This window comes from Streptomyces sp. NPDC059456, assembly GCF_042750055.1.
GTDB lineage: Bacteria > Actinomycetota > Actinomycetes > Streptomycetales > Streptomycetaceae > Streptomyces.
In genome coordinates this window covers 1-26,905 of sequence record NZ_JBHYVA010000032.1, presented here as the reverse complement: position 1 = coordinate 26,905, position 26,905 = coordinate 1, and the positions used below count along the sequence as shown (strand labels likewise).

At 74.1% G+C, this 26,905-nt stretch carries 23 protein-coding genes; 11 read left to right on the top strand and 12 right to left on the bottom strand.

What is annotated here, in order from left to right:
- Positions 1–696, bottom strand: a 696-nt coding sequence (locus tag ACFXA3_RS05360) for an MFS transporter (protein ID WP_385182238.1), incomplete at its 3' end; no start/stop codon positions are given.
- A 147-nt stretch (positions 697–843) separates the two neighbouring features.
- Between ACFXA3_RS05360 and ACFXA3_RS05355 the strand changes: the two genes are divergently transcribed.
- On the top strand, positions 844–1,245 hold the full coding sequence (locus tag ACFXA3_RS05355) for a DUF1992 domain-containing protein (RefSeq protein WP_385182237.1): 402 nt from the start codon (positions 844–846) through the stop codon (positions 1,243–1,245).
- A 111-nt stretch (positions 1,246–1,356) separates the two neighbouring features.
- Positions 1,357–4,005: a SpoIIE family protein phosphatase gene (locus ACFXA3_RS05350; protein WP_385182240.1), complete on the top strand. Its 2,649-nt coding sequence runs from the start codon at positions 1,357–1,359 to the stop codon at positions 4,003–4,005.
- A 6-nt stretch (positions 4,006–4,011) separates the two neighbouring features.
- Here the strand turns inward: ACFXA3_RS05350 and ACFXA3_RS05345 are convergent, their stop codons facing one another.
- From ACFXA3_RS05345 to ACFXA3_RS05335, 3 genes are all read right to left on the bottom strand, one after another.
- Entirely contained in the window at positions 4,012–4,821 is an 810-nt protein-coding gene (locus ACFXA3_RS05345) for a class I SAM-dependent methyltransferase (RefSeq protein WP_385182235.1), read from the bottom strand.
- A 154-nt stretch (positions 4,822–4,975) separates the two neighbouring features.
- Positions 4,976–5,719: a carbonic anhydrase gene (locus tag ACFXA3_RS05340; protein WP_385182232.1), complete on the bottom strand. Its 744-nt coding sequence runs from the start codon at positions 5,717–5,719 to the stop codon at positions 4,976–4,978.
- Positions 5,720–5,810: 91 nt separating this feature from the next.
- Positions 5,811–7,016, bottom strand: coding sequence for a Gfo/Idh/MocA family protein (locus tag ACFXA3_RS05335; RefSeq protein WP_385182229.1), 1,206 nt, complete (start codon positions 7,014–7,016; stop codon positions 5,811–5,813).
- Between the two features lie 123 nt (positions 7,017–7,139).
- On the opposite strand from ACFXA3_RS05335, the gene ACFXA3_RS05330 reads away from it, so the two are divergent.
- Positions 7,140–7,490, top strand: a complete 351-nt coding sequence (locus tag ACFXA3_RS05330) for a hypothetical protein (protein WP_385182227.1) — start codon at positions 7,140–7,142, stop codon at positions 7,488–7,490.
- Positions 7,491–7,508: 18 nt separating this feature from the next.
- Here the strand turns inward: ACFXA3_RS05330 and ACFXA3_RS05325 are convergent, their stop codons facing one another.
- Together ACFXA3_RS05325 and ACFXA3_RS05320 are read right to left on the bottom strand one after the other, a co-directional pair.
- Positions 7,509–8,168, bottom strand: coding sequence for an isochorismatase family protein (locus tag ACFXA3_RS05325; RefSeq protein ID WP_385182224.1), 660 nt, complete (start codon positions 8,166–8,168; stop codon positions 7,509–7,511).
- 107 nt (positions 8,169–8,275) lie between these two features.
- Positions 8,276–9,256, bottom strand: coding sequence for a GlxA family transcriptional regulator (locus ACFXA3_RS05320; RefSeq protein WP_385182222.1), 981 nt, complete (start codon positions 9,254–9,256; stop codon positions 8,276–8,278).
- A 170-nt stretch (positions 9,257–9,426) separates the two neighbouring features.
- On the opposite strand from ACFXA3_RS05320, the gene ACFXA3_RS05315 reads away from it, so the two are divergent.
- Entirely contained in the window at positions 9,427–10,125 is a 699-nt protein-coding gene (locus ACFXA3_RS05315) for a DUF4389 domain-containing protein (protein WP_385182220.1), read from the top strand.
- Between the two features lie 22 nt (positions 10,126–10,147).
- Here ACFXA3_RS05315 and ACFXA3_RS05310 read toward each other — a convergent pair whose 3' ends face one another.
- From ACFXA3_RS05310 to ACFXA3_RS05295, 4 genes are all read right to left on the bottom strand, one after another.
- A complete protein-coding gene (locus ACFXA3_RS05310) occupies positions 10,148–10,891 on the bottom strand; it encodes a DJ-1/PfpI family protein (RefSeq protein WP_385182218.1) in 744 nt (247 codons plus the stop codon).
- An 88-nt stretch (positions 10,892–10,979) separates the two neighbouring features.
- Positions 10,980–12,656 carry a class I adenylate-forming enzyme family protein gene (locus tag ACFXA3_RS05305; RefSeq protein ID WP_385182217.1) on the bottom strand — a complete coding sequence of 559 codons (1,677 nt, stop codon included), beginning with the start codon at positions 12,654–12,656 and terminating at the stop codon, positions 10,980–10,982.
- Positions 12,653–14,509, bottom strand: a complete 1,857-nt coding sequence (locus tag ACFXA3_RS05300; RefSeq protein WP_385182214.1) for a CoA transferase — start codon at positions 14,507–14,509, stop codon at positions 12,653–12,655. Before ACFXA3_RS05300 ends, ACFXA3_RS05305 begins: the two co-directional genes overlap by 4 nt.
- A 227-nt stretch (positions 14,510–14,736) precedes the next feature.
- Complete coding sequence (locus ACFXA3_RS05295; protein ID WP_385182212.1) at positions 14,737–15,795, bottom strand: sugar ABC transporter permease; 1,059 nt, start codon at positions 15,793–15,795, stop codon at positions 14,737–14,739.
- A 346-nt stretch (positions 15,796–16,141) separates the two neighbouring features.
- On the opposite strand from ACFXA3_RS05295, the gene ACFXA3_RS05290 reads away from it, so the two are divergent.
- Both ACFXA3_RS05290 and ACFXA3_RS05285 read left to right on the top strand, forming a co-directional pair.
- Positions 16,142–16,846, top strand: coding sequence for a hypothetical protein (locus tag ACFXA3_RS05290; protein ID WP_385182209.1), 705 nt, complete (start codon positions 16,142–16,144; stop codon positions 16,844–16,846).
- Between the two features lie 158 nt (positions 16,847–17,004).
- Positions 17,005–17,637 carry a sigma-70 family RNA polymerase sigma factor gene (locus ACFXA3_RS05285; RefSeq protein WP_385182207.1) on the top strand — a complete coding sequence of 211 codons (633 nt, stop codon included), beginning with the start codon at positions 17,005–17,007 and terminating at the stop codon, positions 17,635–17,637.
- Between the two features lie 60 nt (positions 17,638–17,697).
- On the opposite strand, the gene ACFXA3_RS05280 is transcribed toward ACFXA3_RS05285, so the two are convergent.
- On the bottom strand, positions 17,698–19,227 hold the full coding sequence (locus tag ACFXA3_RS05280; protein ID WP_385182204.1) for a hypothetical protein: 1,530 nt from the start codon (positions 19,225–19,227) through the stop codon (positions 17,698–17,700).
- 52 nt (positions 19,228–19,279) lie between these two features.
- On the bottom strand, positions 19,280–19,978 hold the full coding sequence (locus ACFXA3_RS05275; protein ID WP_385182201.1) for a TetR/AcrR family transcriptional regulator: 699 nt from the start codon (positions 19,976–19,978) through the stop codon (positions 19,280–19,282).
- Between the two features lie 191 nt (positions 19,979–20,169).
- Between ACFXA3_RS05275 and ACFXA3_RS05270 the strand changes: the two genes are divergently transcribed.
- The 5 genes from ACFXA3_RS05270 to ACFXA3_RS05250 all read left to right on the top strand — a co-directional run.
- A complete protein-coding gene (locus ACFXA3_RS05270; RefSeq protein WP_385182199.1) occupies positions 20,170–21,201 on the top strand; it encodes a medium chain dehydrogenase/reductase family protein in 1,032 nt (343 codons plus the stop codon).
- Positions 21,202–21,291: 90 nt separating this feature from the next.
- A complete protein-coding gene (locus ACFXA3_RS05265; RefSeq protein ID WP_385182197.1) occupies positions 21,292–22,722 on the top strand; it encodes an MFS transporter in 1,431 nt (476 codons plus the stop codon).
- Between the two features lie 87 nt (positions 22,723–22,809).
- Entirely contained in the window at positions 22,810–23,757 is a 948-nt protein-coding gene (locus tag ACFXA3_RS05260) for a polyphosphate kinase 2 family protein (RefSeq protein ID WP_385182194.1), read from the top strand.
- 63 nt (positions 23,758–23,820) lie between these two features.
- On the top strand, positions 23,821–26,541 hold the full coding sequence (locus ACFXA3_RS05255; protein ID WP_385182191.1) for a cation-translocating P-type ATPase: 2,721 nt from the start codon (positions 23,821–23,823) through the stop codon (positions 26,539–26,541).
- Between the two features lie 13 nt (positions 26,542–26,554).
- Positions 26,555–26,905: SulP family inorganic anion transporter (locus tag ACFXA3_RS05250; RefSeq protein ID WP_385182190.1), on the top strand; the 351-nt coding region annotated here is incomplete at its 3' end.

The following is a 26,905-nucleotide window of genomic DNA, read 5'->3' as shown; positions in this document are numbered from 1 at the left end:
GGCCCCCGCGCCCGCGCCGGCCCCCCCGGGGGCGGCCGGCGGCGCCGCACCGGGGCGGTCGCCGCTCCGCTCCCGGGTGCGCCACACCAGCGCCGCGGCTGCGAGGAACGACAGCGCGTCGCCCAGGATCAGGACCTGGTACGCCCCGCGGGTGCCGACGGCGAGGCCGAGGGCGGCGAGTCCCGCGCCCAGCGCGTAGCCGGCGTTCGCCGCGCTGCGCGACAGCGCCTGGTACGTGCCGCGCTGCTCGCCCGCCGTCCGCGTGGCGAAGAGCATCTCCAGCATCTTGGCCGCCCGGTCGCCGAGCGAGGTGACGGCGACGACGAGCAGCAGCAGCTCGAAGCGGGTGACCACGAGCAGCGCGCCGATCGTGCCCAGGCGCAGCAAGTGACAGCCGATCAGCAGCGTGCGTACGGGGAAGCGGTGGGCCAGGTGGCCCGCCAGCGGTGAGCCGGCGATGCCCGCCACTCCGGCCGCGCCCAGCAGCAGGCCCAGCTGTGGGCCGTCGAGACCGGTCACGAAGGTGAAGAACAGGACGCAGGACGCGCCCCACACGCCCGTCCCGGTGCGGTCCAGCAGCTGGGCGAACAGCATGATGCGGGCGTCCCGGCCGCCGGGTGGCCGCCGCAGCTGTGCCAGCAGTCCGGCTCCGTCCCGTCCGCCCGTCCGCTTCCCCGCACCGCTCCGCCGGCTCATGTCCGTTCCTCCGCTTCCCCCGTAAAGTATCTCGATGTCGAGATACCTCGTGTAGCCTGCCGGAGAATAATCTTGACGTCAAGATAGTTCCCCGGCCGGCGGTCACCCCGGCGCTACGCTGATCCGCAGAGACGTCGAGGAGGGACCGTGACCGAGCGCAAGCCACCGGGCGTCAGCGTCGAGTCCTGGGTGGACCGGCAGATCAGGGAGGCCGCCGAGCGCGGCGAATTCGAGAAGCTGCCGGGCTACGGCAAGCCCCTCGCCTCGATCGACGCCCCGTACGACGAAATGTGGTGGATCAAGGACAAGATGCACCGCGAGGGCTTCGCCGCCCTCCCGCCGGCGCTCGCCCTGCGCAAGGAGGCCGAGGACGCCCTGGAGGCGGTGCGCGGGGCCCGATCGGAGCGCCAGGCGCGCGAGATCCTCACCGCGATCAACGAGAAGATCCGCGCGGCCCTGCGCAGGCCGCCGCCGGGACCGCCCCTCCACCTCACCGAATTCGACGTCGAGGACGTCCTGCGGACCCGGCGGGAGAACCGCGGCGACTGACGGCGCGCCCGGGCGGCGGTGGCGGCTCTCCCGGCCGCGGACCACCGACAGTGCTACAAATGGTCTCGTGGCCCATCCTTGCAACCCGTGCCGGGGACGTCGGTGCGGTCACTGAGCCAAAAGCGCCCGCGCAGCGTCGCCCGACAGGTTTTCGTCCTTCAGGTGGCGATCGTGGTGCTGCTCGCCGCCGGTGCGGTACTGGCCCTCGTGCTCCAGTCCCGGCACGACGTGGACCGCGAGGCCCGGACCCGCTCGGTGGCGGTCGCGCAGACCTTCGCCCATTCGCTCGGGCTGCGCCAGGCGCTCCTCGCTCCCGACCCCTCCAAGATCCTCCAGCCGCTCACCGAGGTGACGCGCAAGGACGCCGGAGTGGACTTCATCGTCGTGATGAACGACCAGGGGATCCGCTACACCCATCCGCTGCCCGACCGCATCGGCAAGCGGTTCGTGGGCACCATCGCGCCCTCCCTGGCCGGCCAGGTCTACACCGAGAGCGTGAAGGGGCCCCTGGGCCAGGAGATCCAGGCCGTCGTGCCCATCTTCGCCGACCCGTACAAGGACGGCGGCCCGGTCGTGGGCCTCGTGTCGGCCGGCCTCACCGTCAAGAACGTCACGGGCGTCTTCCAGCGCCAGCTGCCCCTCATCCTCGGCACCAGCGCGGCCGGCCTCGCGCTGGCCACCGCCGGCGCCGCACTGATCAGCCGGCGGCTGCGCCGCCAGACCCGCGGGCTCGGCCCCCTCGAGATGACCCGCATGTACGAGCACCACGACGCGGTGCTGCACTCCGTGCGCGAGGGCGTGCTGATCACCGACGGCGGTGGCCGGCTGCTCCTCGCCAACGACGAGGCGAAACGTCTGCTCAGGCTGCCGCCCGACGCCGAGGGCCAGCACATCCGGGAGCTGTCGGGGCTCGACCGGCAGATGGCCGACCTGCTGCTGTCCGGCCGGGTGGCCACCGACGAGGTGCACGAGGCCGGGGACCGGCTGCTGGTCGTCAACCAGCGGCCGACCCGCCCCCGCGGCAGGCCCGAGGGCACGGCCGTCACCATCCGCGACTCCACCGAGATGCAGGTGCTCAGCACCCGGGCCGAGGCGGCCCGCAAACGGCTCAGGCTGCTGTACGACGCGGGCGTCGGCGTCGGCACCACCCTGGACGTGAAGCAGACGGCCCAGGAGCTCGCGGACGTCGCCGTACCCCGCTTCGCGGACTACGTCACCGTCGACCTGGCGGAACCCGTCCTGCTCGGCGACGAGCCCACGACCGTCAAGATCGACCTGCGGCGGACCGGGGTGTGCGGCATCCGGGACGACGTACCGCTCTACCCGCGCGGCCGGCTGATCGACTTCCTGCCCTCCACGCCCCAGGCCCGGGGGCTGGACAGCGGCCGCGCCGAGCTCGTGACCGATCTGAACGAGGCGCCGGGCTGGCACGCCCAGGACCCGCCCCGCGCCCGGGCCATCATCGACTTCGGCGTCCACTCCCTGATCACGGCGCCCCTGAAGGCCCGCGGAGTCGTCCTGGGCGTGGTCAACTTCTGGCGCTCCGAGAAGGAACCCTTCGACGAGGAGGACCTGTCGCTGGCCGAGGAGCTCGTCGCCCGCGCCGGGGTCAGCATCGACAACGCGCGCCGCTACACCCGCGAGCACGCCCTGGCGGTGACCCTCCAGCGCAGCCTGCTGCCGCGCGACCTGCCCGAGCAGAGCGCCGTGGAGGTCGCGCACTACTACCTGCCCGCGCAGTCGGGGGTGGGCGGCGACTGGTTCGACGTGATCCCGCTGCCGGGCGCCCGCGTCGCCCTCGTCGTCGGCGACGTCGTCGGGCACGGCCTGCACGCCGCCGCGGCCATGGGCCGGCTGCGCACGGCCGTCCTGAACTTCTCCTCCCTGGACCTGCCGCCCGACGAGCTCCTCGCCCGCCTCGACGACCTCGTCCAGTACATCGACCAGAGCGTGGACGGCGACGGAGCCGAAGGCGGCCTGATCGGAGCCACCTGCCTGTACGCCGTGTACGACGCGGTGACCCAGCGCTGCACGGTGGCACGGGCCGGCCACATGCCGCCGGCGGTGGTCCGCCCGGACGGCACCGTGGAGATCCCGGAGCTGCCCGCGGGCGCGCCGCTCGGGCTCGGCGGGTTCCCCTTCGAGTCGGCGGAGCTGGACCTGAGCGAGGGCACCCAGCTGGTGCTGTACACCGACGGTCTGATCGAGGACCGGGCCCGGGACATCGACGAGGGCCTCTCGCGGCTCCGCGCGGCCCTGGCGCACGCGGACCGCAGGCCCGAGGAGACCTGCCGGGCGGTCCTGGAGCAGCTGCTGCCGGTGCGTGCGCGCGACGACGTGGCCCTGCTGGTCGCCCGGACCTCGGCCCTGCCCCCGGAGCGCATCGCCGAATGGGACGTCCCGTTCGAGCCGAGCGCGGTCGGGGCCATGCGCGCCGTGGCCGTGGAGAAGCTGGAGGAGTGGGGCCTGGGGGAGCTCGCCTTCGGGACCGAGCTGGTGCTCAGCGAGCTCATCACCAACGCCATCCGGCACGGCGCCGAGCCGGTCAGGGTACGGCTCCTGCACGACCGGGTGCTGACCTGCGAGGTCTTCGACGGCAGCAGCAGCTCGCCGCGGCTGCACTACGCCAAGACCACCGACGAGGGGGGCCGCGGCCTCTTCCTGGTGGCCCAGCTCAGCCGCCGCTGGGGAGCCCGGTACACCCCCGAGGGGAAGGTCATCTGGTCCGAGCAGCCCCTGCCCGACCCGGAGGAGACCTGACCGCGCTCAGGCGAGGTCCTGGTCCGGGACCGCCTCGTCCTCCGGGACCGCGCGCACGATGACGAGCGACCCCTCGTAGAAGGGCCGGCTGCGCAGGTGGCCGAAACGCTCGTCCCACGCGCCGGAGTCGAGGTCGGCGCGCAGCCGGGTGGTGAACCGCTCGCGCACGCCGTCGTCGACGAAGCTCCAGGCGGAGCAGGCCTGCCGGGCGGCGGGGTCCAGCAGCATCTCGGGGCGCCCGTAGTAGGCCTCGTTGAACCCGTCGGTGCAGTCCAGCGGGATCGGTACGGTCTGCACGGTCCCGCTGCCGCCGAGGGCCGCGGCCATCTTCTCGAGCGGCGGGTAGCGGCGGGCCTCGGTGTCGAGGACCTCGGGCGCGTAGTCGTACAGCCAAAATCCGCGGACGCGTTCGGGGTCGCAGGTCAGCACGACCGCCGGGCCACGGGTCACGCGCCGCATCTCGCGCAGGCCCGCCTCGGCGTCGCTCCACTGGTGCACGCTGAACAGGGTCATCGCCCCGTCGAACTGCCCGTCCGCGAACGGCAGGTCCTCCGCGACGGCGTCCACGGCCCGCGGGAGGGCCGCCGAGCGCCGGGACCGCATCGAGCGGGACGGCTCCACGGGGGTCACCGCCGCGGCGGCGGGCTCGTACGACCCGGCGCCGGCGCCGATGTTGACCACGGTGCGGGCTCCGCCGAGCGCGTCGGCGATGAGCCGGGCGATGCGGGGGTCGGGACGCCGGAAGTCCGCGTGGCCGGAGCCGATGGCCGCGGGGTCGACGTCACCGGCGCTGCCGTCCAGGCCGCGTCCTTCCATGGGTCCTTACCTCGCCTCGTGAGAAGGAGTCGGAGCATTGCCGCCCGGTCGGCGGCTCCCCCATAGTGCATCTGCAAGGCCCTTCGCGTACATGACTTGGCAGATGCCTGGCAAATCAAACAAGTGAGCCGCAGATGTGGACCTGGAGGTCCGCTCAGCGGATCCGGCGCACGCGCTGGCTGGTGAGTTCGTACCGGGCTCCGATCACGGCCAGCTTCCCGGCGGCGACGCGGGCGGCGAGATCGGGCTCGGCCGCCAGCCGGGAGCGGACGAGCCGTACGTTCTGGGTGACCGCCGCATCGACGCGCGCGTCCCTGCGCAGCGTACGGTCGACGGCCGGCCGGATCTGCTGCGCCAGGTAGCGCAGGTGTCCCGGCAGCTGGTCCAGCCCGTCGGCGGCGCGGACTGCGGCGGTCACGGCCCCGCAGGACTGGTGCCCGAGGACGACCACCAGCGGGATGCCCAGCTCCACGACACCGAACGCGATGCTCCCGAGCACGGCGTCGTCCAGTACCTCGCCGGCCGACCGTACGGTCATCAGATCGCCGAGCCCCTGGTCGAAGACGAGCTCCGGCGGTACGCGGGAGTCGACGCAGCCCAGGATGACGGCGAACGGGTGCTGTCCCCCGACCAGGGCCTGCCGTACGGTCCGGGTGGCGTCGGGATGCCGCTCGTGGAGGGTGCGCCAGCGGGCGTTCCCGGCGGCCAGCTCCCGCAGCGCCTCCTCGGGGGTGCCGGGCCGCGGACCGTACGGGCCGGTCCGGGAGCCGGCCCCGGTGGAGCCGCCCCCGGCCGCCAGACCGGCGCCCAGGGCCACGGCCCCGGTCAGGGCGCCCCGCACCAGCGCGCGCCGTCCATGGGTCCCGTCGACCCGGTGAAGCTCGGCAAGGACGCTCATGCGGGCACCGTAGGTCCCGCCGGGCCGGGGATGCGCAGACAGGCCCGCCTTTGGGGAACTCTTGGGCACGAACACCCCGGCCGGGGGCCGGTCAGTGGTGTGCCGCGGGGCTCTGGCCCCCGTCGAAGTACGCCACCAGGGCCGGGTCGAGCGGCGGCACCCGTCGGGGGGTGCCCCCGGCGCGCAGGGATTCCGTCGCCAGGCAGCCCACCGCGACCGCCATCCGGGCGGCGACCGGCGAGGTGTCCGTCGCTCCCCCGTGGCGGGCGAAGCGCAGGAACTCGTCGATCAGCAGCGGGTCGGCGCCGCCGTGCCCGCCGCCGTCCTCCGCGTCCGGGACGGTGTGGGTGGCGTCGGGCACGGCCCGGTAGCCGGAGCGCCGGCTGTTCCAGACGCGGACCTCGGCGCCCGGGCCGTCGCCGAAGTTCTCCAGGCGTCCGGCGTCCCCGATGACCGTGTAGTTGCGCCAGTAGTCGGGGGTGAAGTGGCACTGCTGGTAGGCGGCGAGCACCCCGTTGGCCAGGCGCAGGTTGAGCAGCGAGACGTCTTCCACGTCGATGACCGGGTTGAGGCCGCGCTGGGTGTGCGGGGGCCAGCGGCCCTCCTCCCGGCCCCCGGCGGACCGGTCGTCGCCCTCGGGTTCGCCGGGGACCCGGCGGTGCGGGTTGTCCCCGTAGACCATGAGGTCGCCCATCGCCTGGACGTCGTCGGTGTAGGCGCCGGCCAGCCAGTGCAGTACGTCGATGTCGTGGGCGGCCTTCTGGAGCAGCAGGCCCGTGGTGTGGCGGCGTTCGGCGTGCCAGTCCTTGAAGTACCAGTCGCCGCCGTGGCCCACGAAGTGCCGCACCCACACGGTCTTGACCCGGCCGATCGCCCCGGCCGCGATCAGCGCGCGCATCATGCGGACCACGGGCATGTGCCGCATGTTGTGCCCGACGTACAGCCGGGTGCCCGTCGCGCGGGCGGTGCGCAGGACCTCGTCGCAGCGCTCCACGCAGATGTCGAGGGGTTTCTCGACGAAGACGGGCCTGCCGGCGACGAGCGTTTGGCAGGCCAGGTCGGCATGGGTGTGGTCGGGGGTCAGGACGAGGACGGCGTCGACGCCGGGGCCCTCGGTCACGGCCCGGGGATCGGCGGTGACGTGCGCGCCCGGGAAGGCCGCGGCGGCGGCCGCCCGGGCCCGCGGATCGGGATCCGCGACGGTGGTGACGGTGGCGCCGCGGCCCGGCCGGTGCGCCGTGCGCGCGAGGCTGCCGCGCAGCCCGAATCCGAGGACGCCGATGCGAAGGTCGGTCATGGCGGACTCCCTTCCCCCCGCCGTCGCGTTCATCCGCCCGGCCGCGCACCGGATGCCGCCCGCGCCCCGCCGGGGCAGGCTGTGCGCAAGGCCATCGACCACCGCACAGACGAGGACCGCGCCATGTCCCACAGTCGGCGTATCGGCGTCATCACCGCGGCCGCAGCACTGCTGCTGACGGCCACCGCCTGCTCGGGCCTGGGCCGGAGCACCGTCGGCATGCTGACGTTCCGCGGCAGCGACTCGCCGGTCTTCCTGAGCTACTCCAACACGCCGGTGGTGGGCTGTCACAAGATCGCCCTGCCGAAGGGCGCGACGCACGTCGAGAACAACACGCTCGTCGACATCATCCTGTACCCGACGCTGGACTGCCGGAAGGTCGGCGACGCGGACGGCATCTACGTCGCCACGACGCTGTCGGACGTGACGGCCCCGGTCGCCCTCCCCTGGCGCAGCTTCAGCGTCGTCCACTGACCCCGGGGGGGGCGGTCCTCACCCCAGGAGGGCCGCGACCGTCGGGGCGACCGTGCCGAAGAGGTCGCCGATCGTGGTGAGGCTCGCCGTCCGGAGGGCGGCGGCGGACACCGGCGTGCCGTCGGGCGCGGTCAGCGCGCGCGTCGCGGTGGCCTCGGCGACGACGCAGGGGCGGTAGCCGAGGTGGAAGGCGCCCTGGGCCGTGAACGTGACGCACATGTGGGTCATGAATCCGGCGATCACCAGGTCGGGGCCGGCGCCCAGCTCCCGCAGGGTCTTCTCCAGTTCGGTGGCGTGGAAGGCGTTGGGGGCCTGCTTGACCACGACCGGTTCCCCGTCGCGGGGCGCGACCTCCGCGCTGATGGAGCCGATCTCGGCCCGGATGTCGTACGGGGTCCCCTCGCCGCCGTCGTTGACGACGTGGACGACCGGGGTGCCGGCGGCCCGGGCCGCCGCCAGCAGGCGGGCGCCCGCCGCGAGGGCCTGCTCGGCGCCGTCCAGGGCCAGCGCCCCCGACCGGTAGGTGTTCTGGAAGTCGATCATGACGAGGGCGGACTCGGCCAGGCGGGGCAGCCCGCCGGGGAGACCGAGGATCTCGCGCAGCGTGACGGACGCCGACGCGGGCACGGCGGGCACGGTGGATGCGGTGGATGCGGTGGATGCGGTGGATGCGGACATGGTGGACCGTCCTTCGGGTCGGTAAACGGGCACGGCGAAGCCGTGCCCCGGCGCGAGTGCGCCGGGCGGTGGGTGGTGGGTGGTGCGCGAGGGGCGAGGGGAAAGGGTCAGTGCGCGGTGCGGAACCGGCGCCGGTAGGCGGCCGGGGTCGTCGCGATCTGCTTGCGGAAGGCCCGGTGCAGGGTCTCCACCGAGCCCAGGCCGGCCGCCGCGGCGACCTGTTCCAGGGGCTCGTCGGTGGTCTCCAGCAGCCGTCGGGCGGCCTCCACCCGTACCGCTTCCACGTACGCCGCCGGGCTGGTGCCCAGTTCCTTGCGGAAGGTGCGGGCGAGGTGCCGCTCGCTCATGCACATCCGGGCGGCGAGCGCGGCGGCGGACAGGTCCGCGCCGAGGTGGTCGGTGATGTGGGCCCGCAGGGCGTCGATGTCCCTGCGGGAGGCGGCCGGGTGGCTGAGCGGGACGCTGAACTGGCTCTGGCCGCCCTGCCGCTTGAGGTACATGACGAGCTGCCGGGCGACCGCGAGGGCCAGGTCCTCTCCGTGGTCCTCGGCCACCAGGGCCAGGGTCAGGTCCATGCAGGCGCTGATCCCTGCCCCGGTCCACACCCGGCCCGAGCGCACGAAGATCGGGTCCGGGTCCACCTCGACCCGCGGGTGTTCGGCCGCCAGCTGGGCGGCGGTGGACCAGTGGGTGGTGGCGCGGCGCCCGTCCAGCAGACCGGCCGCGGCCAGCAGGTGCGCGCCGACGCACACCGACGCCACCCGCGCGGCGTGCGGGGCGGTGGCGGCGATCCACCGCACCACCTCGTCGTCGACGCGGGCGACCGGGCCCTGCTCGCCCGGCTCGACGGCGCCGGGCACCACGAGGGTGTCCACGGCGGTGCCGACCTCGGCGAACGAGAGGTCGGTGACCAGCCGGACGCCGGCCGAGGTGGTGACCTGGCCGCCGTCCGGACCCGCCAGGCGCACGTCGTACAGCGGGCGCCCGGCCTCCCGGCCCGCGAGGGCGAGGACCTCGGCGGGACCGGTGACGTCGAGCAGGTCGACATCGGGGAAGACCGCGATCACGACGCGGTGGGGCGTGGACATGCGTCCATCCTGGCCGTGCGGCGGAACGTCCGCAATGACGGTTGTCTGTCACATCGGGACACGGCGAGGAGGGGTCCGAGTGGAGCACGGTGCCCGCGGCGCGGATGATGGAGGGGCGCACGATCCGGTCGCTCACGGCGCCGGACGCGGGCACGGGACGGTGACGCAACATGGCCGTGAACGCTTCCCCCCACCGCTCGGTCAGGGTGAACGCCGACCTCGACGCTCCGTTGTCGCGGTGGCTCTGGCTGGTCAAGTGGATCCTGGCGATCCCGCACTACATCGTGCTGGTCTTCCTGTGGATCGCCTTCGTCGTGGTCAGCGTGATCGCCTTCTTCGCGATCCTGTTCACCGAGCGCTATCCGCGCGGCCTGTTCGACTTCAACGTCGGTGTGCTCCGCTGGTCGTGGCGGGTCTCGTACTACGCGTACGGCGCCCTCGCGACCGACCGGTACCCGCCCTTCAGCCTCGGCCCGGAGCCCGGCTACCCGGCGCGCCTGGAGATCGCCTACCCCGAACGCCTGTCCCGGCCGCTGGTGCTGGTGAAGTGGTGGCTGCTGGCGATCCCGCAGTACCTGGTCATCGGCTTCTTCACCGGCGGCATGCATCACGGCTGGTGCGTCGGCGGCGGTCTGATCACACTGCTCGCCGTCATCGCGGCGGTGACGCTCGCCTTCAGCGAGAAGTACCCGCGCGATCTGTTCGACCTGGTGGTGGGGCTGAACCGGTGGGTGCTGCGGGTCGCCGCGTACGCCGCGCTGATGACGGACGAGTACCCGCCGTTCCGGCTCGACCTGGGCGGCGACGACCCGGCTCCGGCCCCGGCCACCTCCCCCGGACCGGAGCGGAGCGGACCCGACGCCCCCTGACCGGCCCGGAACCGGGGGGCGCCTACGGCAGCCGGGCCGCGGGCGGCGTCCACACCGTGCCGCGCGCCTCGTACTCCAGCATGGACTCCACGTTCGTCGCCGCGTCCGCACCGAGTTCCCGGCGTACGAGCCACAGGGCGAGGTCGAGGCCGGAGGTGATGCCGCCCGCGGTGACCAGGTCCCCGTCGTCGACGACCCGGGCGTTCTTCAGCAGGCCGCCCTGCTGTTCGAGGTCGGGGCGGGCCTTGTGGTGGGTGGTGCAGGGGCGGTGCGCGGTCAGTCCGGCGGCGGACAGCAGCATGGTCCCCGTACAGACGGCAGCGAGGGTGAGGCCGGGGCGGACCGCGGCGGCCAGGTTCCGCGGGAGCACGCCGCTGCGGATCTCGGCCCACACCCCGGGGCCGTCGCGGCGCGCGTATCCGCCGCCCGGCACGAGGACGATGTCCGCCGAGTGCGGAGCCCAGGCGTGTTCGACCCGGACCCGGGTCCCGTACGCGGCGTGCACGGTGCCCGGGCCGGCGGTGGTGACGTAGCGGACGTCGACGGCGCGGTCCGTGAAGAAGCGGGCGGCGCAGAAGACCTCGTAGGGGGCGGCGAAGTCGAGCTCCTCCACCCCGTCGTACATGACGACCTGTACGCGCAGCGGTCCGGCCGGTTGCGCGGCGGCCGGCGGTGGCGCCGAGGCCGCCGGCGCCGTGGCGGCGCCGGCCACGGTGGCGGCGGCGCCGATCGCGGTCGAGGCGCGGAGCAGGTTCCTGCGGTTCATCCGGTGGTCCCGTCGTCGTTCCGTGGTGTCGTCGGTGTCGTGGTGTCGTGGTGTCGTGGTGTCGTGGCGTCGTCGTGGCGTGGCTTCGTCAGCCCGCGTGGGCGAGCGGGGGCGCGGCGGCCGTCCGCGCGAGCCGTTCGCGCAGGGCGGCGCGGTCGGGTTTGCCGGCCGGGGTGAGCGGGAGCTCCGCCAGGACCAGCAGCCGCTCGGGGTGTTTGCGCGGTTCGAGGCCCCGGCGGGTGAGGTGTTCGGCCAGCGAGGCGAGCGTGGGGGCCCCGGGGCCGCGCGGTACGACGCAGGCCGCGAGCCGCTCGCCCATCAGCCGGTCCGGGACGCCGACGCACACCACGTCCCGGACCCGGGGGTGGGCGGCCACTTCCCGCTCGACCTCGGCGGGGCTGATGTTGGCCCCGCCGCGGATGACGATGTCCTTGAGCCGGCCGACGAGGTGCAGGACGCCGTCCCCGTCGATCAGGCCGAGGTCCCCGGTGCGGACCCAGCCCCCGGGGGTGCGGTAGCGCGCGACCAGCTCCGGGGAGGCGACGTAGCACATGGGGGTCATGGGGCCGCGGGCGATGATCTCGCCGATCTCGCCGTCGGGGAGCTTTGCGTGCGTGTCCGGGTCGGCGATGCGGATGTCCGCGACCCGGGGGTCGGGGCGGCCGGCGACGATGCCCGGCCCGTCGCCGGCCGGGGCCCCGCGGCGCAGCCCGGTGTGGCAGTTGACGCCGTCCGCCGAGCCGTAGAGGTTGACGACCGGGCAGCCGAAGGCGCGGGCGGCGTCCTCGGCCGTGGTCTCGTCGAGGGCCGATCCGCCGAGGACCAGGGCGGTCGGGGCGGGCAGTCCTCCCCCGCCGGAGCCGGGGTGTTCGAGCCGGTCCAGCATCATGCGGACCATCGTGGGGACGCCCAGGACGTGCGTGGGCCGGTGCTCGCGCACGGCGGCGAGGGCGGCCTCGGGGGTGAAGTGGTCGAGCAGGACCAGGGTTCCGCCGTGCCGGGCGAGGGTGACGGCGGTGCCGCTGGACCCGAACGCCGACCCGAGCGGGACGAGGAACAGACAGCGCGGCGGGGTCGCGTCGGGCATGAGGGAGGCGAGGAAGTTGCCCCGGCCGCCGGCCAGCGCGTTGTGGGAGTACGCGACCATCTTCGGCTCCGCCTCGGAGCCGGAGGACACCAGGATGCGGGCGGCGCCGTCGGGGTCGGGGCGGGCCGGAACGAAGGCGGTCGGGTCGGACCGCAGCAACTCGGCCAGAAGAATCGTTCCTTCAGGGGCGGTGCCGGCCCGCCCGGCGGCGATGACGTGGCGCAGGGCCGGCAGGGAATCCGCCAGGGCCCGGAGTTCGGCGGCATGGTGGTGGCCGCGGTGTTCGACGGCGGCGATGACCGCGACCGCCTCGGCCCTGCGCAGCAGGTTCTCCGCCTCCAGGCTCCCCCGGCCGACCGGGAAGGGCAGCGCCACCGCTCCGAGGGCGGCCAGGGCCAGCTCGGCGATGACCGCGTTCCGGCTGCCCGGGAGCTGGACGCCGACCACGTCGCCGGGCCGGATGCCGAGGCCCGCGAGGCCGGTGGCCAGACAGCGCACCTTGCGGTCCAGGGCGGTGTGGCAGAGCGCGCCCTTGGCGTCGATGACGGCCGTGGCGTGCGGGTCGGCGATCTGCCGGGCGCGGAACAGGCTGTAGAGGTCGAGGTCGGGGCAGGTCCCGTCGGCCGCCCAGGTGCGGCGGAGCCCGGCGGGCAGCAGGTCGTGCAGGGCGACGGTCATGCGAAGCTCCAGGGGTCGGGAACGGCGGGGGCACCGTGCGCGTCGCGGCTGATCGAGCGGGGGAAGCGCGGGTCGTGGTGCAGGTCGGCCGGATCGGTGGTGACCGCGGTGGCGGACAGGCCGTGGTCGCGCAGCTGGGCCAGGGCCGCTCCGGTGGGCAGGGCGCGCAGGTCGTACGCGGCGGCCGCGGGCGCACAGGTGTCGGTGGGGGCGATCCACCCGTCGGCGGTGCGCAGCGGCCGGCGGAATCCGGCGGGCCGGCGCGGCTCCTGCCCGCGCAGTACCCGGCGCAGGGCGGGTGCGGTGAGGGCGTCGGCGGCGCCGAGCAGCGAGGAGTCGGCGCGGACTCCGGACCCGGTGCGTTCCCGCAGGAGCAGCCCGGCCAGTACGGCCTCGGCGCCCATGAGTCCGCCCAGTACGTCGAGCAGGGTCATCAGGGAAGGCGCGGGGGCCTCGTCCTGCGGGCGGGCGGCTTCGCCGACGCCCGTACGGGCCTGGACCATGAAGTCCGTGCCCATCGGGGCGCCGGGGACGCGGCCCGCCCAGCCGCCGGTGTACGCGTAGACGAGCGCGGGGTTCACGGCGGCCAGGTGCGCCGAGTCGAGTCCGAGCGCGGCCGCCTTGCCGGGGGCCCAGTTGTGCAGGAAGACGTCGGCCCCGGCGGCCATCTCGCGCAGGCGCCGCCGGCCGGCGGCGGACTTGATGTCCACCTCGGCGGCCTGCTTGCCGCGGTTCAGTGCGAGCCAGCGGGCGGAGATCCCCGAACAGGCGGGCGGCATGCCGCGCAGCGGGTCGCCGCCCGGCGGCTCGCTCCGTACGACGTCGGCGCCGAGCAGCCCCAGCAGGTGGGCGGCGAGCGGGGCCTGGATCCGGCGGCCTGCTTCGAGCACGGTCAGCCCGGCCAGCGGCCGGGCCGCGGTGGGCGCGGTGGCGGGCCCGGTCCTGGCCCGGGGGCCGGATCCGTACGGGGCGAGGGACCAGGGCGGGGCGCCGTCCTGTTCGGCGGCGCGCTCGTCGAGGGTCCGCAGCCGGCAGACCTCTGCTCCGGAGGCCGCGGCGGCGGCCTCGATCCGCCGCCAGGTGTGCGTGCGCGCCGTGGTGTGCAGGGCCGGGGGGAAGGGGGCGCATGCCGTGGCGTAGCGGAACTGGAACGGCCGCCACCCGGTCCGGACGGCGTCGAAGGGGGCCTGCAGGGTCCGCCAGAACGCGGCCCAGCAACCCGGGTCCAGGGTCTCCAGTTCGAAGACGACGCCGTCGCACGAGGTGAACGGCGGTCCTCCGGGGGCGAGTTCGGCAGCCTCGCCCTCGTCGGCGCCGGCTGCGGCGAGGTACTGGGACACCGCCAGCAGTCCGGCCCGGTCGGCGCTCGTGGTCACCCGGCCGGCCGGGCCGCCCCGGGCCTGGCCCAGCAGCCCGGCGAGCAGTCCCGCGACGGCGAGGACGCCCGTGGCGGTGGCGGCGTAGTCGACGGCGAGCCCGCGGGGGGCGCCGTCGCGCCGTCCGTGCACGGCCATGATGCCGGTGGCCGCCTGGACGGTGGCCTCGTCGCCCATGCCGCCGGACGGATGGGCCGACCAGCGCACGGACGCCTCCTGCGGGTCGAACCCGGCGCCGGACAGGGCGATGCGCGCCGCACGGCCGTCGCCGGACCCGACGCGCCCGCCTCCTGTGCCCGGGCCCGCTCCCGGGTCGCTCGCGTCCGTTCTCGCGTCCGTCCTCGTGTCCGTTCTCGTGTCCGCGCCGAGGAGCTCCAGGTGCTCCACGGCCGGGCCGGACGGCCCGGGCGGTCCCGAGACGGCGAGGTGCAGTCCTTCGAGCGGCCGGACCGTGCGGGTGACGGCTGGTGACGCCATGCCTCTCCTCTTCTCCTGGCGCGGCGGCGGTGACCGGCGCCCCGGATGTGCGCGACGCGGGAACCCGGGTGTGCGCCCGTCCGGTTCCCCGGGAAGACAGTCGGACGGACGCTCCCGCGGGTTCCCGGCGCGTCGGGGGAAGTGGTGCGCAGCGGAGGGGAAGCCGGCCGTGCCGGGCTCCGGCCACCTGCCGCAGGAGCCGGGTTGAGGGCCCGCCCCGGCGCCGGTCAGACCTTCCGGATGTCGGCCGACCCGGTCAGCGCGGCCAGGCCGAGGGCCAGGAAGAAGTCGCCCCACACCAGTTCGTGCCGGACGGCGACGCCCCGTTCCGCGTCGTAGCAGCCGTCCAGGAGCATGCCCCGGGTCAGGTGTTCGCCGACCAGGCGTTCCAGGATGGCGGCGGCCCGGTACGCGTACTGCGCGGCCCGGCAGCCCGGCAGACGGGCGAGTTTCAGCAGCGCGACGGCCGCGATGGCGGCCGCGGAGGTGTCCAGCGGGCCGGTGGGCCGTTCCTCGTCCGCGGGCGGGACGAGGGGGGTGCAGGGGCGCGTCCACACGTCGGCCAGTGACTCCGCCGCCGCTCGCAGCCGGTCCGGGGCGGTCCCGGCCACCTCGGGGCGGTGCAGGGCGTCGGCCACCGCCAGCAGCAGCCAGGCGCTCCCCCGGCTCCAGCCGGCCGCGGGCTCCGGGCACGGCCGCCAGCCCGCCTCCGGGTCGAACTCCCAGGCCGGTACGGTGCGTCCGCCCGCGCCGAGGCACAGGTCGAGGTGGCGGTGGAGGTGGGACGCGGCGGCCCGTTCCCCGTCCGGGCCCGCGGCGGCGAGCAGGGCCACCGTGCCGGGTACGCCGTCCACCCGGGCCAGCAGCCGGGGCCCGCCGAAGGCCGCTCCCCAGGGCACCAGCCCGAGTTCGGTGTCCACCGCGGCCAGCACCGACCGTGCGCCGGCGGCCCGCAGTTCCCGCGCCCCGGGGTCGTCGCCGGCGAGCGCCGTGCCGTACCAGAGGATCAGCCCGCGCGTGGCGGTGTCGGCCCGGGCCCAGGCGGCCAGTCGCGCGGTGCACGCGGCGGCGGCCGCCCTGTCCTGCGCGTCCCCGGTGTGCCGGGCCCGCAGCCACAGCAGCCCGGCCCAGAAGCCGCCGGTCCAGGCGCCGCGGCCGGTGGTGGTCCAGTGGCCGGTGTCCGGATCGGCGTACAGCGGGAACCGGTCGGCGGTCTCGGCACGGGTACGGGCGGCGCGGTCGAGGACGTCGGCCAGCGCCCGCCCGGCCCAGTCGCCCGGGCTCACGCCGCCGCCTCCACGGGCGCCCCGAGCGGGATCGGCGGGAGCGTGGGGAAGGCCGGGGCGGCGGAGGGCAGCGCCGCCGGCGGGCCGTCAGCTCCTGCCCCGGCGGCGTTCGCCCCGGTCGTCCGTCGCGTCACTGCCGACTCCGTTCCCCCGCCTGTCATTTCGGTCCACGGCAGTGGTCGCGGCGGCCGACGTCCGGGTTCCCAGGGCCTGTTGTGATGTGTGGCACATGGGGTTTTGTCCGGTGATGCCAATTCCGGGCGAGCCCCTGTGACCGCCTCGGGAGGGGTGCGACGATGAGCCCGCCATGACCCGGGGACGATGCTGTCGCGCTGCACGGGCCGCGATGTTCGCGGCCACCTGCGTGCTGCTCGCCGCCCTCGCCCACGTCCTGATGACGGGGACGGCCGTCCCCGCGCGGACGATGGTGGCGGCCTCGGCCGCCACCGGTGTGCTCGGCTGGTCGCTCGCCGGCCGCGAGCGCGGGCTCCTGGCCGTCACGTCCGCGACGGTCGCCGTCCAGGCCGCCCTGCACGCCGGGTTCGCGCTGGCCCAGGCGGCCGCGCCGGACGCGGCGGGCGCCTCCCTCGCCCGGCGGTGGGCCGGGTACCTGCTGTGCGCCCCGGCCGTGCACCCGGCGGACGGCCACGCGCACCATGCGATGCGGGCGATGACCGGCAGCGGCATGGCCATGGCCATGCGGGCGCCGGTGCCCGTGCCCGTGCAGGGGTCCGCGCCCCTGCCGGTGTCCGCGGGGCACGGGATGGGCCCGCTGCCGGTGTCACCGGCCGGGATGCTGGCCGGGCACCTGCTCGCCGCCCTGCTCTGCGGGCTCTGGCTCGCGTACGGGGAGCGGGGCGCCTTCCGGGTCCTGCGGGCCCTGGCCGGGCTGCTCCTCGTACCGCTGCGGATGGCGCTGCGGCTGCCCGCGCCCGTCGGCCGGCCGCGCCTGCGGGTGCGCCCGGACCGCCGGGTGCGGACCCTGCGCGGGCTGCTGCTCGTCCGTTCCCTAACCTCGCGGGGGCCACCGCCCGGGACCGCTGTCAGCTGACAGCCGGCTCACCGACGCGCGCGACGCCACGGCGGCCGCACGCCTCGGTCATCGGCCCCGCCGTCCGGCGGGCCGTACCGCTCACCGGCGCGCCTCGCCTCGCAGTGCGTGCGCGGCGCCGGATCCCGGACCCCGGATTCCCGGAAGGACATCAGGCGATGACCCCTGCCCTGCTTCCCCGTCCGACCGCCGCACCGACGGCGCCGCCGCGTCACACCGGCGGCCCGGACGAGCCGGCGACCCTGCTGGCGCTCGCCGCCCGCGACGGCGACCCCGACGCGGTGGACCGCTTCGTGCGGGCACTGCACCGCGACGTCCGGCGCTACGTGGCCCACCTCAGCGCCGATCCGCAGTCCGCGGACGATCTGACCCAGGAGACCTTCCTGCGCGCCCTGGGCAGCCTGCACCGCTTCGAGGGCCGCTCCTCCGCCCGTACCTGGCTGCTCTCGATCGCCCGCCGCACCGTCATCGACAGCCTGCGCCACAAGGCGGCCCGCCCCCGGATCTCGGACCGCGACGACTGGCAGAGCGCCGCCGAACGGACGCAGCCCCGCGGCCTGCCGGGCTTCGAGGACGGAATCGCCCTCGCGGAACTCCTCGGGGCGATACCCGCCGAACGCCGTGACGTGTTCGTGCTGACCCAGGTCCTGGGGCTGCCCTACGCGGAGGCGGCGTCCGCGCTGGGCTGCCCGATCGGTACGGTCCGCTCCCGCGTGGCGCGCGCCCGTACCTCGCTGATCGAACTCCTCACGAACGCCGAGCAGCCCTCCCTCGCGGCATCGGCCGCCTGAGCCGGCCGGTCCCGGGGCGGGACACGCCCTCCCCGGGCCCGGCCGGGTCCGAGGAGGTGTCTAGCCGCCCTTCAGGCGGCGGACGACCTCGTCGGACACGCGTTTTTGGAGGTCGGCGAGCTGCTCGGGGGTGTACGCGCTGAGGTCGCCGGGGGCGGGGCCCTGTCCGCCCGGGTCCTTCTGTTTCTGTTTCTCCTGCTCCCGGCGCCGGAGTTCCTGTTCCTCCGGCGATCCGGGGGCCGCGTACGCGCACGTGACGAGCGCCCCGTCGGCGGTCTTCAGACAGGTGGCCTCGCGGCCGGCGACCTGGCCCCTGCCCTCCACCCGGTACCGGATGTTCTGCTCGCTGCCGATCGTGGCGGTCCAGGTGCTGCCGCCGGTCGGCACGACCTCGAACACCCGGTCGTCGTTGTAGCAGCAGACGTCCCGGTACTCGGCCTTGATCAGCTCGACGAGCGCCTTCGGTGACGACCACGTCGGATCGAGCCGGTGGACGGTCATCGGGGCGAGCCGGCCGCCCTGGTGGCGGGTCGGCACCGTCGAGACGGCCACGACCGAACTGGCCTCGCCCTGCGGGGTGAGCGGGGTGACGTACGCGCTGCGGCCGCTGCCGTCGCGGTACTGGAGGGTGAACTCCGAATCGTTGCCCGCGTTGGCCCCGTCCTCGGACGCGTCCCAGCCGCTGCGCTCGAACCACCAGTCGCTGAAGCTGCCGACCGCGGCGGTGCCCTCGCGCTGGCGGGCCGCGAGGCTGAGCGGATAGGTGGGGCCGGGCGCCGCGGTCGCGTCGGAGGTGATGGTGACCTTCCCGGTCCGGCCGTCGTACAGCGCGAGCCCGGCGGGCCGTTCGGTGACGACGAGGATCCCGGTCTGGCGTTTGAGCGGGACGACCACGATCGGGGTGTCGCCCGAGCAGGTCACGTAGGCGTCGTCGGCGTCGAAGCGCACCCAGCGCTTCTGCGCCGAGATCTTCCGGCCGAGGTTGTGGGTGAACCAGCCGCCGATCCGGGCGTCGGCCGTGTCCACGTCGAACGAACAGCGCTGCCGGTTGCGGCCGTTGCCGCCGAGCGGGATGTCCTGCACGAGGCCGACCTCGTAGCCGGCCAGCCAGCCGCGCCGTTCGACGAGGGTCGCGAAGCGGTTCGAGTCGGGCAGGTACGTGATGTCGGAGATCTCTCCGGTGACGTCGCCGAGGTGTGGGGCGGCCTGCGCCTTCCCCACCAGGTAGGGCGCCCGGGCCGCCAGCTCGGGCACCGGCTCGCTCACGATCCGTACGTCCTGCATGTAGGCGCGGTCCTGGAGGTACGCCCCGTACACCAGCCACCAGACCGCGAGGCCCAGCCCGAGGACGCCGCCCACCCATCCGAGGACCACCGCCGCGGTGCCCCCGCCCGTGGAACCCCTGCCCTTGCGCATCAGCCGCACGGCCAGCCACAGCAGTGCCACGAGGGCGCCCGCCAGCAGCGGCGCGGCGAACCAGGAGAAGAGTTTGCGCAGTTCCCAGGCGATGATCGTGGTGGCGTACGAGGCCCACCACAGGAACAGTCCCAGCAGAAGAACGGGTATCCCCACCCGCAAGGCCCGGCCCATGAGCGCCCCCCGACGTCAGCTCGGGCCATTCTGTACCCCGCGGGGGCGGTTGTCAGTCTTTCCGCGGCTCCGTCCGGCTGCCGGGGGGATCGGTCAGGGCGCACACCTCGGCCTCGTAGAGCAGGGCGGGGTCCAGGCCCATGCCGGTGAAGTGGCCCGCCAGTTCCAGGGACAGCGCGCCGTGCAGCCTGGTCCAGAAGGCCAGTGCCAGCCGCAGCACCGCCGGCGGGGCGTCGGGACGGCCCACGGCCCACGCGCGGTGTCCGGCCAGGTGCTCCTCGAAGGCGCGGGGCTCACCACCGCAGGCGGGCTCCGGCGCGGCGGCCGTGCAGGCGCCGAGGAGGACGGCCATCATCTCCGCGGCGATCTCGGTGATGTCCTGCGGTGCGTGGTAACCGGGTACCGGGGTGCCGTAGACGAGGAAGTAGCGGTGCGGGTCCTCCAGGGCCCAGCGGCGCAGCACCCGCGCCAGGGCCGCGGGGCCGGGCCGGTCGGCTCCCCCGCCGCCGGCGGCGCCGAAGGCGTCGGCCAGGCTGCGGTAGGCGTCCCGGATGAGCTCGGTGATCAACTCGTCGCGGTTGGCGAAGTACCGGTAGAGCGCCGGTCCGCTCATGCCCATCTGCTTGGCGATCGCGTTCAGCGACAGCGCGGACGCGCCGGAGCCGGCGATCTGCTGCCAGGCCTTCTCCTTGACCTCTTCGCGCACCTGCTGCCGGTACCGCTCGCGGGGGGTCTGCGTACCTCCGGCCATTTCGGCCACCTCTCGTCGCCCGTCATCTCGCGAGTTAGAAGCTATCACCATCGGCATGCCTACTCGCGATCGAACGAACCGCTCTTGACATCGTCGCGCTGTCCGTTCATTCTCGTTATAGCTTCTAACGAACACGAGAAGCACTCACACAAATCTGCGTCGGCAGCACGCCCCGAACCCTGGAGGTCCCCATGAACACCGTCGAGCGCATCGAGATCGTGCTGCCGGGCAAGGTCGAGCCGGAGGGCCTGGAGCTGCACCGGGGACCGGTCCCCGCTCCGGCGGCCGGCCAGGTGCTGGTCGCGATGGAGGCGACCGGGGTCTCCTTCGCCGAACAGCAGATGCGCCGCGGGCGGTACTACGACCAGCCCGAGTTCCCCTTCGTCCCCGGATACGACCTGGTCGGCACGGTGCAGGCCGTCGGCGAGGGCGTCGACTCCGGACTGCTCGGCCGGCGGGTGGCCGCCCTGACGAAGACCGGGGGCTGGGCCAGCCACGTCACCCTCGACGCCGCCGACGTGGTGGATGTCCCCGACGGCGTGGGCGCCGCGGAGGCGGAGACCGCGGTCGTCAACGGCATCACCGCCTGGCAGATGCTCCACCGCAAGGCCCGGGTGCGGGCCGGCCAGACCGTCCTGGTCCACGGCGCCAACGGCGGCGTCGGCTCGATCCTGGTCCAGCTGGCGCTCGCCGCGGGCGCCCGGGTGATCGGCACCGCCTCCACCCGGCACCACGACGCGCTGCGCGCCCTCGGGGTGACCCCCGTCGACTACCGCTCGGGCAACGTCGCCGCACGGGTCCGGGCCCTCGCACCCGGCGGGGTGGACGCGGTGTTCGACCACGTCGGCGGCGACGGCATCGTGGACTCCTGGCGGCTCCTGGCCCCCGGCGGCACCCTCGTCTCGTACGGCAGCGCCGCCACCCGCGACGACCAGGGCTCCGGCTCGTGGCCGGTGCTCAAGCTCGTCGGCCGGGTGTGGCTGTGGAACGGGCTGCCCAACGGCCGCCGCGCGTACTTCTTCAACGTGTGGGCCGGGCGCGCCTACGCCAAGAACCGCTTCCGGGCGCGCCTGCGCTCCGACCTCACCGAGGTGTTCACGGCCCTCCGGCGCGGCGAGATCACCCCCCAGGTCGCCGCCCGCATCCCGCTGGCCCGCGTCGCCGAGGCGATGCGCCTGGCCGAGTCCGGCACGGTCGCCGGAAAGGTCGTCCTGGTCCCGTGACGGGAGCGGTCCCGGCATGCGCGGGGGCCGGGCGCGGCGCAGGCTGAAACGGAACGTGCCCGCCGTGCCGGGCGTGTGGAGGTGGTTCCGGTGGACCAGACACGAGCCCCGCAGCGGCCGTCCGGCGCGCAGCGGCGCATCCTCGCCCCGCTGGCCCTCGCCCAGTTCATCTGCAGCTTCGCCGGGTCCAACATGAACGTGATGATCAACGACATCAGCGAGGACCTGGACACCACCGTCCAGGGAGTGCAGATCGCCATCACGATCTTCCTCCTGGTGATGGCCGCGCTGATGATCCCCGGCGGCAAACTGACCGACATCCACGGCCGCAAACGCTGCCTCCTGGTGGGGCTCGTCGTCTACGGCGTGGGCGCCCTGCTCAGCGCCGCCGCCCCGGGGCTGGGCGTACTGATCCTCGGGAACTCGATCCTGGAGGGCATCGGAACGGCCCTGCTCATCCCGCCCGTCTACATCCTCACGACGCTCATCTTCACGGACCTGACCTCACGGGCCCGCGCCTTCGGCGTCATCATGGCGCTGGGCGGCATCGGCGCCGCCGCCGGGCCGCTGATCGGCGGGCTCATCACGTCGTGGCTGAGCTGGCGGGCGGCCTTCGTGTTCCAGGCCCTGGTCATCGTCGTGATCATCGTTCTGAGCCGGAGCCTGGAGGACCCCCTGCCGCCCGATCCGACGCGCCCCTTCGACACCACCGGAGCCGTCCTCTCGGCCACCGGCCTCGTCCTCGTCGTCATGGGCATCCTCGCGGCCGACAACAACGTCTGGCTGATGATCGGCCTGCTCGTCCTGGGCGCCCTCGTGCTCCTGTGGTTCTTCCGGTCCGTCCGGGCCAAGGAGCGGGCGGGGAAGGAACCCCTGCTGTCCACCAGCCTGTTCCGCGACCGCACCTCCAACCTGGGCCTCGTCACGCAGAACGTCCAGTGGCTGCTGCTGATGGGTTCCTCGTTCACCATCGCGGCCTACCTCCAGGTCGTGCGCGGCTACGACGCCATCCAGACCGGCGTCATCTTCACCGCCGCCACGCTCGGCCTGCTCGTGTCGTCGCTCGGGGCCGAACGGCTCGCCGCGCGGCGGCCCCAGCGGACCCTCATCATGACCGGCTTCGTCGTCACCGTCGCCGGCATCGTCGTGCTGATCGCGATGGCCGGCGGTTCCCCGAACCCCTGGGCCCTCACCCCCGGCCTGCTGCTGATCGGACTGGGCCTCGGCGTGATGCTGACCCCCTCGGTCAACGTCGTCCAGTCGAGCTTCCCCGAGGAGCGGCAGGGCGAGATCTCCGGCCTCTCCCGCAGCGTCTCGAACCTCGGTTCCTCGCTCGGCACGGCCGTGGCCGGCACCATCCTGGTCGCCGGGCTCAGCAGCGGCGCCTACGCCGCCGCCATGATCACGCTGGCCGTGATCGGGCTCGCCGGACTCGCCGCCGCGGTGCTCCTTCCGAAGCAGCCGTCCCCGGGCACGGCGCCGGCCTCCGCCCCGGGCCCCACCACACGGCTCACCCCCTAGGGTCGTCACCCTTCTCCCGCACCGGCGCCCGTCCGGAGGGCGATCTTGGCGGGTCGAGCACAGAATGACCACGAAAGGGGTGAGGTGATGGCGGACGGGAGAGCCGAACGCATCGCGGATTTCATCGAGCCGCTACGGGTGCGACCGGGATCGAAGGTGCACCTGGAACGGGACTTCGATCCCCGGTACAAGGGCGGCCTGAAGAAGCGGCAGGGCGCCGAGCTGCTGCGGACCGGGGTGTCGCTGCTCGCCGAGTACCAGGACCGGCTGGCCGCGCAGGACACGTACGGCGTGGTGCTCTGCCTCCAGGCGCTCGACGCCGGGGGCAAGGACGGGACGATCCGCCACGTGATGAGCGGCGTCAACCCCCAGGGCGTGCGCGTCAGCAGCTTCAAGGTGCCCTCCACCGAGGAACTCGACCACGACTACCTGTGGCGTTACGCCCAACGGCTGCCCGCGCGCGGCGAGATCGCCATCTTCAACCGCTCGCACTACGAGGAGGTCCTCGTGGTACGGGTGCACCCCGAGGTCCTCCTCCGGCAGAAGCTCCCGCCGCACGGACCGGGCCCGGGCATCTGGGACCGCCGCTACCGGGAGATCAACCACTGGGAGCGCTATCTGACGGACAACGGGTTCAAGGTCGTGAAGATCTTCCTGAACCTGTCCAAGGAGGAGCAGCGGACCCGCTTCCTCAAGCGGATCGACCTGCCGGAGAAGAACTGGAAGTTCTCGGCCGCCGACGTACGGGAGCGGGGCCGGTGGGACGACTACCAGGACGCCTTCTCCGAGATGCTGTCCGCCACGAGTACGCGGTGGGCGCCCTGGTACGTCGTGCCGGCGGACCGCAAGTGGTTCGCGCGGATCTGCGCGGCGGCGGTCCTCGCGCACACCCTGATGGAGATCGATCCGCAGTACCCCGAGGTGGCACCGGAGGCGCGCAAGGACCTCCTCGTCACGAAACGGAGCCTGGAGCGCGAAGCCCCCGCCGGGGCCCCGGCCGATCCGTACGCGGCCCGGCACAAGAAGCACCACTAGCAGCCCTCGGACGACCCGTGACCGGCCCGGATGCGTCCGCGGCCCCGGATCGGAGGCACCACCATGACAGTGCGGTCGGATTCCACGGCGGAGCAGCCCCGGGGTGCCGGGGACGGCTGGTACACGCGCTCGGCCGAGGAGGTCGTGGCGGCGTTCGGCGTCGACCCCGCCGTCGGCCTGTCCGAGGCCCGGGCCTCGGAACTCCTGGCCGCGAACGGCCCCAACGCCCTGCCCGAGGAGGCGCGGACCCCGGCCTGGCGCCGGTTCCTGGCGCAGTACCGCAGCTACATGCAGATCGTCCTCGTGGCCGCCGCGATCGTCTCGCTGGCCATCCGGGAGTGGACCACCGCGATCCTGCTGATCGTGCTGACCCTGCTGAACGCGGTCATCGGCCTGCGTCAGGAGGGCAAGGCCGAGAGCGCCATGAACGCGCTGAAGTCGATGATGAAGGCGACGGCGCGGGTGCGCAGGGACGGCCGTGAGGCCGAGATCCCCGCCGAACGGCTCGTCGACGGCGACGTCGTGCTGATCTCCGCCGGGGACCAGGTGCCCGCGGACGGACGTCTCATCGAGGCCAGCGCGCTGCAGATCGACGAGTCGGCGCTCACCGGCGAGAGCGTTCCCGCCGCGAAGGACACCGGCCCGCTGGCGGGCAGCGGGCTCTCGCCGGGCGACCAGACCAACACGGCGTTCATGAACACCCCCGTCACGCACGGCAGCGGTGTCATGGTCGTCACCGCGACCGGTGCGCGGACCGAACTCGGCAAGATCTCCGGGATGCTGTCGGCCACCGAGAAGGAAGTGCCGCCGCTCACCAAGGAGCTCGACCGGCTGACCCTGTGGATCACGGCGGCCGCGGGCCTCACCATGATCGTGATGTTCGCCCTGGGACGCCAGCGGGACCAGGCCTGGGACGTCCTGTTCGTCAGCGCGGTCTCGCTGGCCATCGCGGCCATCCCGGAGGCCCTGCCGACCGTGACCCAGGCGATCCTGTCCGTCGGGAGCCTGAACCTGGCGCAGCGCAACGCCATCGTCAAGGAACTGCCGTCGGTCGAGACGCTGGCGTTCACGTCGGCGATCAACTCGGACAAGACCGGCACCCTGACGATGAACCAGATGACCGCCGTCGAAGTGCTGAGCCCCACCGCCCGGTACACCGTGTCGGGCACGGGCTACGGGCTCGAGGGGAAGGTCCACCACACCGCCGGGGCCGCCGCGGGGATCGAGGACGCGATCCTGCCGTACGTGGTGGCCAGCGACGCCAAGCTGGTGGGCGGCCGGGTCGTGGGCGACCCCACCGAGGGCGCGCTGCTGGTGCTCGCGCACAAGGCCGGGCTGGACACCGACGCCACCCGCGAGGCCCTCCCCCGGCTCGCCACCCTCCCGTTCGACCCCGAGTACAAGCTGATGGCCACCTTCCACTCGGCCACCGACGCCTCCGGGCGGCAGGTGGTGCGCTGCTTCGTCAAGGGCGCGGCCCCGGCGGTGATGGCGCGGGCGACCACCGCGCTCGCGGCGGGTGAAACGGTCCCGTGGGACGCCGAACTGCTGGGCCGTGCCGAGGCGGCGAGCGAGCGGATGGGCGGCGAGGGGCGCCGGGTGATGGCCGCGGCCGGCCGTGACCTGGACCCGGACGGCTTCGATCCGGACGGCGATCTGCTCGCGTACGTCACCGACCTGCGGGTGACCAGCCTCGTCGGCATGGTCGATCCGCCGCGCGAGGAGGCCAAGGCGGCGGTGGCCGACGCCCAGGCGGCGCACATCCGGGTCCGCCTGGTGACGGGGGACGACGTCACCACCGGCGCGGCGATCGCCCGGCAGATCGGCATTCCCGGTGAGGCCGTTCTCGGCGCCGACTTCGCCGCGATGAGCGAGGAGGAGCAGCTCGCCCGCATCGAGGGGATCGGCGTGGTGGGGCGGGTCGCCCCGGAGCACAAGGTGCTGCTCGCGAACACGCTCAAGAAGAAGGGCGAGGTCGTGGCGATGACCGGGGACGGCGTCAACGACGCGCCGGCCATCAAGGCCGCGGACATCGGCATCGCCATGGGCAGCGGAACGGACGTGGCGAAGAACGCCGGACGCATGATCCTTTCGGACGACAACTTCGCCACCATCGTGTACGCGGTGGAGCAGGGCCGGACGATCTACGACAACCTCACCAAGTACATCCGGTTCGTGCTGCTCCTGCTGGTCACGTTCGTGCTGACGTTCCTGGGTGCGACGGTCTTCAACATCGCCGCCGGTGAGCCGTTCACCCCGCCGCAGGTGCTGTGGATCCACTTCGTCGTCAACGCCTCCTTCGGCTTCGCACTCGGCTTCGACCGGGAGAGCGCCGGGCTCATGCGGCGCCGGCCCCGGCCGCGCGGGGAATCGGTGCTCACCCGGCCCGTGCTCGTCACGGTCGGACTGGGCGGGCTGGCGATCACCGTCCTGCTGCTCACGCTGATCCGGCTCGGCGAGAGCCACTGGGACGGCGTCGGGACCGGCCAGTCGATCGCGTTCACGGCCTTCTCGCTCTGCCTCGTCGTGGCCGCCTTCGAATGCCGCAGCGAGACGGAGTCCGTGCTGACCCCGTCGACGTTCGACAGCAGGCAGATGAACTGGGTCGCCCTGGCCCAGTTCGTGCTCTCCGTGCTGGTGACCCAGATGGACGGGTTCCGCCGCCTCCTCGGGACGACCGAGATCAACGCACGGCAGTTCGGCTGCGCGCTGCTGGCCGCCCTCGCCCTGCTGCTCGTGTGGGAACTGGGCAAGCTCGTGGCCCGCCGGGTGAAGGCCGCCTGAGGAAGGCCCGTCCGTGAACACCCGGCGCGACGGCCACGGGGCCCTCTCCCGCTTCCGGTCGGTCCCCGGGATCCGCGCGGCCGCCTCCTACCGGCGCGCGTGGCTGGTCAAGGACCTGGTCGCGGGAGTCGTCCTGACCACGCTGCTGGTGCCGCAGGGCATGGCGTACGCCGAACTGGCGGGCCTGCCGGCCATCACCGGTTTGTACACGACGGTCCTGTGCCTGCTCGGGTACGCGGTGTTCGGCCCGTCCCGGATCCTGGTGCTCGGCCCGGATTCCTCGCTCGGGCCGATGATCGCCGCCACCGAGCTTCAGCGGGTTGGGGCCAGTGTGGATCACCGCCCGGCCGTCGCGCGGGAGTGG

Excerpts from the sequence above, each read along its gene's own strand:
- ACFXA3_RS05320 (WP_385182222.1), bottom strand. The coding sequence starts at position 9,256 with ATGTCCACGCCCCACCGCGTCGTGATCGCGGTCTTCCCCGATGTCGAC.
- ACFXA3_RS05340 (WP_385182232.1), bottom strand. The coding sequence starts at position 5,719 with ATGAGCGTCCTTGCCGAGCTTCACCGGGTCGACGGGACCCATGGACGG.
- ACFXA3_RS05325 (WP_385182224.1), bottom strand. The coding sequence starts at position 8,168 with ATGTCCGCATCCACCGCATCCACCGCATCCACCGCATCCACCGTGCCC.
- ACFXA3_RS05310 (WP_385182218.1), bottom strand. The coding sequence starts at position 10,891 with ATGAACCGCAGGAACCTGCTCCGCGCCTCGACCGCGATCGGCGCCGCC.
- ACFXA3_RS05300 (WP_385182214.1), bottom strand. The coding sequence starts at position 14,509 with ATGGCGTCACCAGCCGTCACCCGCACGGTCCGGCCGCTCGAAGGACTG.
- ACFXA3_RS05255 (WP_385182191.1), top strand. The coding sequence starts at position 23,821 with ATGACAGTGCGGTCGGATTCCACGGCGGAGCAGCCCCGGGGTGCCGGG.
- ACFXA3_RS05275 (WP_385182201.1), bottom strand. The coding sequence starts at position 19,978 with ATGGCCGGAGGTACGCAGACCCCCCGCGAGCGGTACCGGCAGCAGGTG.
- ACFXA3_RS05270 (WP_385182199.1), top strand. The coding sequence starts at position 20,170 with ATGAACACCGTCGAGCGCATCGAGATCGTGCTGCCGGGCAAGGTCGAG.
- ACFXA3_RS05330 (WP_385182227.1), top strand. The coding sequence starts at position 7,140 with ATGTCCCACAGTCGGCGTATCGGCGTCATCACCGCGGCCGCAGCACTG.
- ACFXA3_RS05260 (WP_385182194.1), top strand. The coding sequence starts at position 22,810 with ATGGCGGACGGGAGAGCCGAACGCATCGCGGATTTCATCGAGCCGCTA.
- ACFXA3_RS05315 (WP_385182220.1), top strand. The coding sequence starts at position 9,427 with ATGGCCGTGAACGCTTCCCCCCACCGCTCGGTCAGGGTGAACGCCGAC.
- ACFXA3_RS05290 (WP_385182209.1), top strand. The coding sequence starts at position 16,142 with ATGTTCGCGGCCACCTGCGTGCTGCTCGCCGCCCTCGCCCACGTCCTG.
- ACFXA3_RS05305 (WP_385182217.1), bottom strand. The coding sequence starts at position 12,656 with ATGACCGTCGCCCTGCACGACCTGCTGCCCGCCGGGCTCCGCCGCACC.
- ACFXA3_RS05345 (WP_385182235.1), bottom strand. The coding sequence starts at position 4,821 with ATGGAAGGACGCGGCCTGGACGGCAGCGCCGGTGACGTCGACCCCGCG.
- ACFXA3_RS05285 (WP_385182207.1), top strand. The coding sequence starts at position 17,005 with ATGACCCCTGCCCTGCTTCCCCGTCCGACCGCCGCACCGACGGCGCCG.
- ACFXA3_RS05280 (WP_385182204.1), bottom strand. The coding sequence starts at position 19,227 with ATGGGCCGGGCCTTGCGGGTGGGGATACCCGTTCTTCTGCTGGGACTG.
- ACFXA3_RS05335 (WP_385182229.1), bottom strand. The coding sequence starts at position 7,016 with ATGACCGACCTTCGCATCGGCGTCCTCGGATTCGGGCTGCGCGGCAGC.